At 66.6% G+C, this 7,146-nt stretch carries 8 protein-coding genes and 1 pseudogene; all 9 read right to left on the bottom strand.

Annotation, left to right across the window (positions count from 1 at the left end):
• Positions 1 to 947, bottom strand: a 947-nt coding sequence (gene hypD, locus QOC69_RS23690; protein WP_526444179.1) for a hydrogenase formation protein HypD, incomplete at its 3' end; no start/stop codon positions are given.
• Complete coding sequence (locus QOC69_RS23685; RefSeq protein WP_526444177.1) at positions 944 to 1,261, bottom strand: HypC/HybG/HupF family hydrogenase formation chaperone; 318 nt, start codon at positions 1,259 to 1,261, stop codon at positions 944 to 946. The genes QOC69_RS23685 and hypD, both read right to left, overlap by 4 nt.
• A 16-nt stretch (positions 1,262 to 1,277) precedes the next feature.
• Complete coding sequence (hypF, locus tag QOC69_RS23680; protein ID WP_526444175.1) at positions 1,278 to 3,563, bottom strand: carbamoyltransferase HypF; 2,286 nt, start codon at positions 3,561 to 3,563, stop codon at positions 1,278 to 1,280.
• Positions 3,560 to 3,814, bottom strand: coding sequence for a HypC/HybG/HupF family hydrogenase formation chaperone (locus tag QOC69_RS23675; protein WP_526444173.1), 255 nt, complete (start codon positions 3,812 to 3,814; stop codon positions 3,560 to 3,562). The genes hypF and QOC69_RS23675 overlap by 4 nt, the downstream gene beginning before the upstream one ends.
• Positions 3,815 to 3,817: 3 nt before the next feature.
• A complete protein-coding gene (locus QOC69_RS23670; RefSeq protein WP_526444171.1) occupies positions 3,818 to 4,309 on the bottom strand; it encodes a hydrogenase maturation protease in 492 nt (163 codons plus the stop codon).
• A gap of 16 nt (positions 4,310 to 4,325) precedes the next feature.
• Positions 4,326 to 4,445, bottom strand: coding sequence for a DUF6893 family small protein (locus tag QOC69_RS23665; protein WP_526444181.1), 120 nt, complete (start codon positions 4,443 to 4,445; stop codon positions 4,326 to 4,328).
• Positions 4,445 to 5,836: a hypothetical protein gene (locus QOC69_RS23660; protein WP_526444169.1), complete on the bottom strand. Its 1,392-nt coding sequence runs from the start codon at positions 5,834 to 5,836 to the stop codon at positions 4,445 to 4,447. The genes QOC69_RS23665 and QOC69_RS23660 overlap by 1 nt, the downstream gene beginning before the upstream one ends.
• Positions 5,833 to 6,501, bottom strand: coding sequence for a DUF6084 family protein (locus tag QOC69_RS23655; RefSeq protein WP_526444167.1), 669 nt, complete (start codon positions 6,499 to 6,501; stop codon positions 5,833 to 5,835). Before QOC69_RS23655 ends, QOC69_RS23660 begins: the two co-directional genes overlap by 4 nt.
• Positions 6,498 to 7,146 (bottom strand): annotated as a pseudogene (locus tag QOC69_RS23650) (DUF5947 family protein); the annotation flags it as partial. The pseudogene QOC69_RS23650 and the gene QOC69_RS23655, both read right to left, overlap by 4 nt.

Raw genomic sequence — 7,146 nt, 5'->3', positions numbered from 1 at the left:
CCCGAACGGCAGATGTCCGACTCGGCGGTGTGGATGCCGGTGACCGAGAATCGGTGCTCGGCGTCGAAGTCCCGGTAGGCGGGTGAAAGCCGCCAACCACTCTGCGGGATCATGCCGATACCGCGCCAGGCGCGGTCCGTGACCTCGAAGACGTCCTCGAGCATCGCCTTGGCCGCCTTGTTGCCCTCCGCCTGCACCGCCCGCGGATAGGCATTCTCGAGCTCGTGGCGTCCGGACTCCAGCTGAATCACCGTGCGCCGGATGCCTTCCAGGATGTCCAGCGGCTCGAACCCGGTGACCACGATCGGGATCTGGTACTTCTCGGTGAGCTCCGGGTACTCGTCGGTCCCCATCACGCAGCACACGTGCCCGGCGGCAAGGAACGCCTGCACCCGACAGGTCGGCGATTCCATGATCGCCGCGATCGCAGGCGGCACCAGCACGTGCGACACCAGCAACGAGAAGTTCTTCACCCCAAGCCGTTTGGCCTGATACACGGTCATCGCGTTGGCGGGCGCCGTGGTCTCGAACCCGATGCCGAAGAACACCACCTGCCGGTCCGGATTCTCCCTGGCAATGGTGAGCGCGTCCAGTGGCGAGTACACCACCCGGACGTCGCCGCCCTCGCTCTTGATCCGGAACAGATCCTTCTTGCTGCCCGGCACGCGCAACATGTCCCCGAACGAACAGAAGATCACGTCGGGCCTGGACGCGATCTCGAGCGCCTTGTCGATCATCTCCAGGGGAGTGACGCACACCGGGCAGCCGGGGCCGTGGATCATCTCGATCTCGTCGGGCAGCAACTGGTCGATCCCATGGCGGATGATCGAATGCGTCTGCCCGCCACACACTTCCATGATCGCCCAACGCCGCGTGGTGGCCGCGCGGATCTGATCGACGAGCTTGCCTGCCAGGTCGGGGTCGCTGAATTCGTCCAGGTACTTCATGGCTTCACCTCGGTTGTTGCAGTGCTGCCCGGAACGGGCACTCCGGCCTGTTTTGCCGCGATCTCGAACCCGTCGCCGAATTCCTCGTTGAGCACGCCAAGGTGCTCGAACTCGGCCAGTGTCCGTATCGCCGACTCCTCGTCGAGTCGCTGGATCGCAAATCCCACGTGCACGACGACGTACTCTCCGATGGCCGCATCGGGGATGTACTGCAGGCAGACATCCTTCTGAATGCCGCCGAAATCGACGAGCGACATCAGGGTGCCGTCACGGTCGGACAAACTCAGGATCTTTCCCGGAACCGCTAGACACATGGGCGTCCTCCTTCTCTCATACCGAATTCCCCACCAACAGCTGGCCGAGCGCGATGCCGCCATCGTTCGGCGGGACGTGGCGGTGCGTGATCACGTCGAATCCCTTGGCCTGCAGCCCGTGTACGGCCAGCCGTAGCAGCAGAGCGTTCTGGAACACCCCGCCGGACAATGCGACCGTGCGCGACAACGAGGCGCTCGCCTCGGCAAGATCGACGATCAGGTCGGCGACCGCCCGGTGGAACCGCGCGCCGATCACCGCCGCGCACACGCCGTCGAAGACATCGGCGATCACGGCCGACAGGAGGGGAGCGGCATCGACGACCGCCGGCTGGCGCCCCGTGTCGACGCCGAAGAAGTATCGGCTGCCGCCGTCGACGCCGCGGCTCAGACCTTCGAGTTCGATCGCTGCCTGCGCCTCGTAGGCGACCTCCTGGCGCACGCCGGCCAACGCCGCGACGGCGTCGAACAGTCGGCCCATGCTGGATGTCGGGGCGCAGGCCAGCCCCGTCTCGAGTTGATGGCGCAGCACGCGGCGTTCGTCCTCGGGACAGGCCAGGACCGGCGGAAGGTCGGGGTCCCAGGCGATTCCGGCCGCCCACAGGTGGGTCAACGCCATCCGGTAGGGACGCAGCACGCTGATGTCACCACCGGCCAGCGGGACGTACTTGAGGTGGGCCAACCGGCGGTACTCCTTGTAGTCGGCGAGCAGCAGCTCGCCGCCCCAGACGGCGCCGTCGGGGCCGTAGCCGGTGCCGTCGAAGGCGAACCCGAGCACCTTCTCGGAACCGTCCAGCCCGTGCTCGGCCATCACGGATGCGATGTGCGCGTGGTGATGCTGCACGTGCCGTACGGGTAACGCGGCGCAGTTGCGGCTTGCCCATGCCGTCGAGCGATATCCCGGGTGGGCATCGGCGACCACGACCTCCGGCTCGACGCCGGTGAGTGCACACAGGTGACGCTGGGCGGCGTCGAATGCCGAGAGCGTGGCGAGGTCGTCCATGTCGCCGATGTGCTGGCTCAACCACGCGTACTTTCCGTCGGCGACGGCCAGCGTGTTCTTCAGATCGGCCCCGACGGCGAGCGTCGGCGGCACGTTGACCGGCAAGGCGACCGGCAGCGGGGCGTAGCCACGGGACCGCCGGATGGGCAGCTCGTCGCCGTTCACGACTCGGACCACCGAGTCATCGCACGGCACCAGGATCTCCCGGTCGTGCATCAGCCAGCCGTCGGCCAGGCCCGCGAGCCGCAGGAGTGCGTCGTCGTCGGAGAAGCAGATCGGTTCGCCACCGAGGTTGCCGGACGTCATCACCAGGGCCCGCGGACCCGGCTCGTCGCCGGACAGCCCGAACAGCAGTGCGTGCAAGGGCGAGTAGGCCAGCATCACGCCGAGGTCGGGATTGTGTGGTGCGACCGCATTGGCCACCGGCGCCCCTGCGCGGCGCGGTAGCAGAACGATGGGGCGCTGCTGGCCGGTGAGCACCCGGGCCGTCGCGTCGTCGACCTCGCCGACTTCGCGCGCCCCCTCCAGGTCGGGCACCATCACCGCGAACGGTTTGTCACCACGTTGCTTTCGCTGACGCAGTGTGGTCACCGCGGCGTCGTTGCCTGCGTCGCAGGCCAGGTGATAGCCGCCGATGCCCTTGACGGCGAGGATGCCACCGTCGCGCAGGAGGCGTCGGGCGTGGCGCAAGCCGTCCGCCGCGTCCGCAGTATGGCCGTCGTGGTCCCGAAAACGCAGGGCGGGACCACAGTTGGGGCAGCAGACGGGTTGCGCATGGAAGCGGCGGTTGCCGGGGTCGGCGTACTCGCGGGCACAGTCGGCGCACATCGGGAAGCGCGCCATCGTCGTCGCGGCGCGGTCATAGGGGAGTGAGGCGATGATGGTGAAGCGGGGGCCGCAGTTGGTGCAGTTGACGAACGCGTGTCGATAACGCCGGTCGGCCGGATCGCACAACTCCGCCGCGCAGTCGGCGCACATCGCGACGTCGGGGGAGGCCAGCGTGCGGCCACCGCCCGAGCGCGACGTGTCGGCGATTTCGAACCCGGTGCCGCCGACGACCGGGATGTCTTGGTGGTCAATGCCTTCGATGACCGCCAGCGGAGGCGGCCGCCGGACCAGCTCGCTCAGGAATGCGGCGATGTCCTGCTCGTCTCCCTCGACCTCGATGATCGCACCGGAGCTGTCGTTGCGCACCGATCCGGACAGTCCATGGGCGGCCGCGGAGGTATAGACGAACGGCCGGAATCCCACGCCCTGGACGACGCCGTGCACGCAGACGCGCTTCCTGCGCCGGACGGTCATGGCGGTGGTTCCTCGGTGGCGCCGCGGCCCATCAGTTCCAGACCGGCCATGGCGGATTCGGCCCCTGCCTGGTCGGTCTTCTCGACAACGAAGCCCATGTGGATGATCACCCAGTCGCCTGCCCTGAACGTCTCTTCGGGCAGCATGCCGATGTTCACCTTGCGGGGTTCCCCTGCCACGTCGACGAGTGCCAGTTGGTCGCCGTACCCCTCGACCATTCCGAGGACCTGACCGGGGATGCCCAGACACATCGCTCAGCCCTCCGCGGATGTCGTGATGGAAGCGGCGAGGTCGGCGACGACGTCGTTGATCGCCGCAACGGCACCTGGTACCGCCGCGGCCACTGGTTCGGACAGGCCCATGCCCTCCTCGATGTTCTCCACTTCGCAGCCGACGACGATCGTGCGAGGCGCAGTCCCGCCCAGTGCGGTCAGCGTGGCGAACACGGCCGCCGGATCCATGCTGTGCGCTTCGAGACCAACCGTGGCGGAAAGGCTTTCGTGGTCGGCTTCGAAGACGTGCAACGTTCCGGGTGCACCGCGATTGGGCACCGCATCGACGAGTACCACCGCGCGCCATTCCTCGAGCAGGTCGTAGGCGAGGTGCATACCCCTGATTCCGTAGTCGACCGGATGCACACCAGCCTCAGCCGGCCACCCACCGACGTGACGCATCACCTCGGGTCCGAAGCCGTCGTCTCCGAGGAAGATGTTGCCGATCCCGGCCACCAGGATCCGGGCTGTCATTGCTGACGGACCGGAGCTACATGTTCCGCATCTTCATATAGCGCCGCATGTCCGGAATGGAACGGAGCCCGATCAGCACTCCTCCCACGACGACCACGGCAACGACACCTGTTGCGACCCAACCAACTACGTCCATCATGAACTCCTATCTGGGCTGACTACTCGAGCATCGAGCGGTTCGACCTCGTCCGGCGAAAAGTACAGGTAACGGCCGTACGAGTCGGGCATCTCGATGTCTGGATCGGCCTCGACGATGACGCCGACGTACTTCTGGCCGTCGACGTCCTCGTGTACCGAGGTCACACGCGCGGACTTCCCCGCGAAGAAGATGTCCTGCGCATCGGCCCGGCGACTCGGCCGCAGCCGAACCCGGCTGCCCGCGGCCACCCGCACCCCGTTCACCAACACGGCATCGATGTCGGGACGCACAGCGTTGTCGGCCAACGGATCCCACCAGTCGACACCGTCGGGGATCTCCGGGATCAAACCTGCGGACCGCATCTGCTCGTCCAACTCGTCGAGTCTCGGGTCCTCGTACTCCACGCCGAGCGCGTGTGGGTTGCGCAGGATGCCGTGCAACTGCTGCATGGCGTCGGGCGACATCGAATCGCACCGGTCGATGAGTTCGGCCGCCAATGGGTCGGTGGCGCGCGCCTGCGCCTTCTCCTCGTCGGTCATCGTCATCACCCGAAGCGTGAGAATCTCGTCGATCTCGGTGGAGTCGAAGAGTGCACCCTCGCTCTGTTCGGCGATCTCGGGATGGTCGTAGAGAATGATCGGCGAGATCAGCAGCAGGTCGCGTTCGCCGGGTCGCCCGGCCAGCACGGGGAAACAGCGGTGTCGGGCGCAGCGGGATACCGGACCGGCGGCTGAGTCGGGCGGCTCGAGCAGTGAAACGAACTCTCCGCCAACGACTTCGCCGATGACGTGGGTTCCGATCAAGGACGTCGCTATCGCACTGTCCTTGTCCGCCGCGGCCGGACCGGTGTTGCGAACCGACACGCTGACCCGGTTGAGGCCCTCGTCGCGTTCGGCGGCAATGCTCAACTCGGCACTGATCGCTTCCCTGGTGCGGATGAGCCTGCCACCGTCCACGTCCTCGGTGTCCTTGCCTGCCGCGACAGCCACGGGCAGGGTGCGTGGCTGTTCGAGGTCGGCGATGTTGAATGGCCCGAAGGACAGTTCGCACTCCACCGCCTCATCCCAGGTGACCCATGACTGCAAGCCGCTGGTCAGTTCGTCGACGGGCTCGAACGCTCCGCCGCCGGCATCGCGCTCGGCGCGACGGTGCTGCAGCTGAAGAAAGCGCACGACGAGTGTCAATTCGCTGTCACCGTCGATCAAGAACTGTGCCGACAGGCTGTCGTCTTCACCGAGGCCGGCGTCGGCTGCACCCGGCGGCCCCACCACCCCGAACTGCCAGCGGGATTGGTTTTTGCTGGAGGTGGCGCGGTAGGGATAAAGCAGATAGCCCTCGTAGAGCACCGCATCGGCGATGGCTCGCGCCCGGTCCCAGGTGGGTTTCACCGGACCTCCTCGGGTTGAGGGGTCGGCATCGAGGCCTCGGGCGCTTCGGCCAGCAGCGTGGTGATCGCGTCCTCGAAGTCGAGCATTCCCCGGGCCGACTTGTAGGCGGCCAGCGCGGAGACGGTGTCGTGCCCGAGCCGCACCCAGCCGGTGTTCGGGTAGTGCATTCGAATCAGATCGTTCCAGACCGCCACCGGCATCTCGTGCTGCGCTTCGCACTCCCATGACACCTGGCGGACCGAGAACCCACGCTCGCCCTGGACGAAAACCGTTCCACTGAACAGGAACAACAGCGGGATCGCACCGTCGCGCAGGGCATGCAGATACTTCGACGCCGCAACCTCGAAGTCGTACGTGCACTCCAGCGGCATCGAGATCTCGGTGACGCCGGTGAAGCCCTGCACCATGGCGGTGCTGTGCTGCCAGAGGAACGTGCGTTGGGTGTTCACCCACCGCTGCCGTGGCCCGAACAGGTCGACCAGACCTTCGGCCTCCTCGTCGGAGTACGGGCGCCGCAACGGTTCGATGCGAATCTGGCATCGCAGCGCGATGGCCTGGATCGGCTCGTCGTCACTGGCGACGATGCCGATGCGCGCGGTGAGTCGTGGCGTCACCGAATACGGTTCGGCGAGCACGTCCAAAATGGTGAAGGTCAGGCCGGTCACATCGAGGCCACCTTGCTGCGCGCCTTGATCCGATCGAAGAACTCGTCGACGAACTCGCGGACCTCGTGGCCACCATCGAAGCCCCGCCACAACATTCGCAACCTGCCGACGAACTCGTAACAGGCATCGATGGGCTACAGATAGCACTCGGCGGGGGCATTGAGATCCGGGTCCGCGTGATCGCGATCGGGAACGCGCACCAACAATGCTTCGACGTCGTCGGCGAGCATGCCCAATCGGGTGTCGGCGCCGCTGATGGTGCTCCACGCGTCGAGGTCCAGCTCGGACTCGGTGGCGCCCGCCGGACCCGGATAGAAGGCCACGGTCTTGTCCATCTCCGAGTTGTGGAAGAAGAACGCCAACCCGACGGGAATCTGCAGCGCCTCCCACGCGCGACGGTCCAGCGTGAAGTCGGAGAACGTGAGGTATCGATCCGGCACCGCACGGTAACGCAGCTTGGCATGCGGATCGGAGAACAACAGATAGCAGCCGCGGCAGGTGCACATCAGTTGGCGCGCTGCGACGTTCACGACGTGCTGGTGCTCGTCGGCGATCGGTTCGGCGCACATCTCGCACCGCTCGCCTGCGGGCTGGGCGGGACGCTTGTTGGCCCGGATCCGGGCCAACACATCGTATGCGCCTGCG

It is taken from the genome of Mycobacterium sp. (assembly GCF_032162105.1).
Lineage (GTDB): Bacteria > Actinomycetota > Actinomycetes > Mycobacteriales > Mycobacteriaceae > Mycobacterium.
The sequence above is the reverse complement of the archived record's forward strand: the minus strand, read 5'-3'. Positions and strand labels throughout refer to the sequence as shown.

What these genes read in the sequence shown, in the direction of transcription:
- QOC69_RS23670 (WP_526444171.1), bottom strand. Translation starts at nt 4,309, where the DNA reads ATGACAGCCCGGATCCTGGTGGCCGGGATCGGCAACATCTTCCTCGGA.
- QOC69_RS23685 (WP_526444177.1), bottom strand. Translation starts at nt 1,261, where the DNA reads ATGTGTCTAGCGGTTCCGGGAAAGATCCTGAGTTTGTCCGACCGTGAC.
- QOC69_RS23665 (WP_526444181.1), bottom strand. Translation starts at nt 4,445, where the DNA reads ATGGACGTAGTTGGTTGGGTCGCAACAGGTGTCGTTGCCGTGGTCGTC.
- hypF (WP_526444175.1), bottom strand. Translation starts at nt 3,563, where the DNA reads ATGACCGTCCGGCGCAGGAAGCGCGTCTGCGTGCACGGCGTCGTCCAG.
- QOC69_RS23675 (WP_526444173.1), bottom strand. Translation starts at nt 3,814, where the DNA reads ATGTGTCTGGGCATCCCCGGTCAGGTCCTCGGAATGGTCGAGGGGTAC.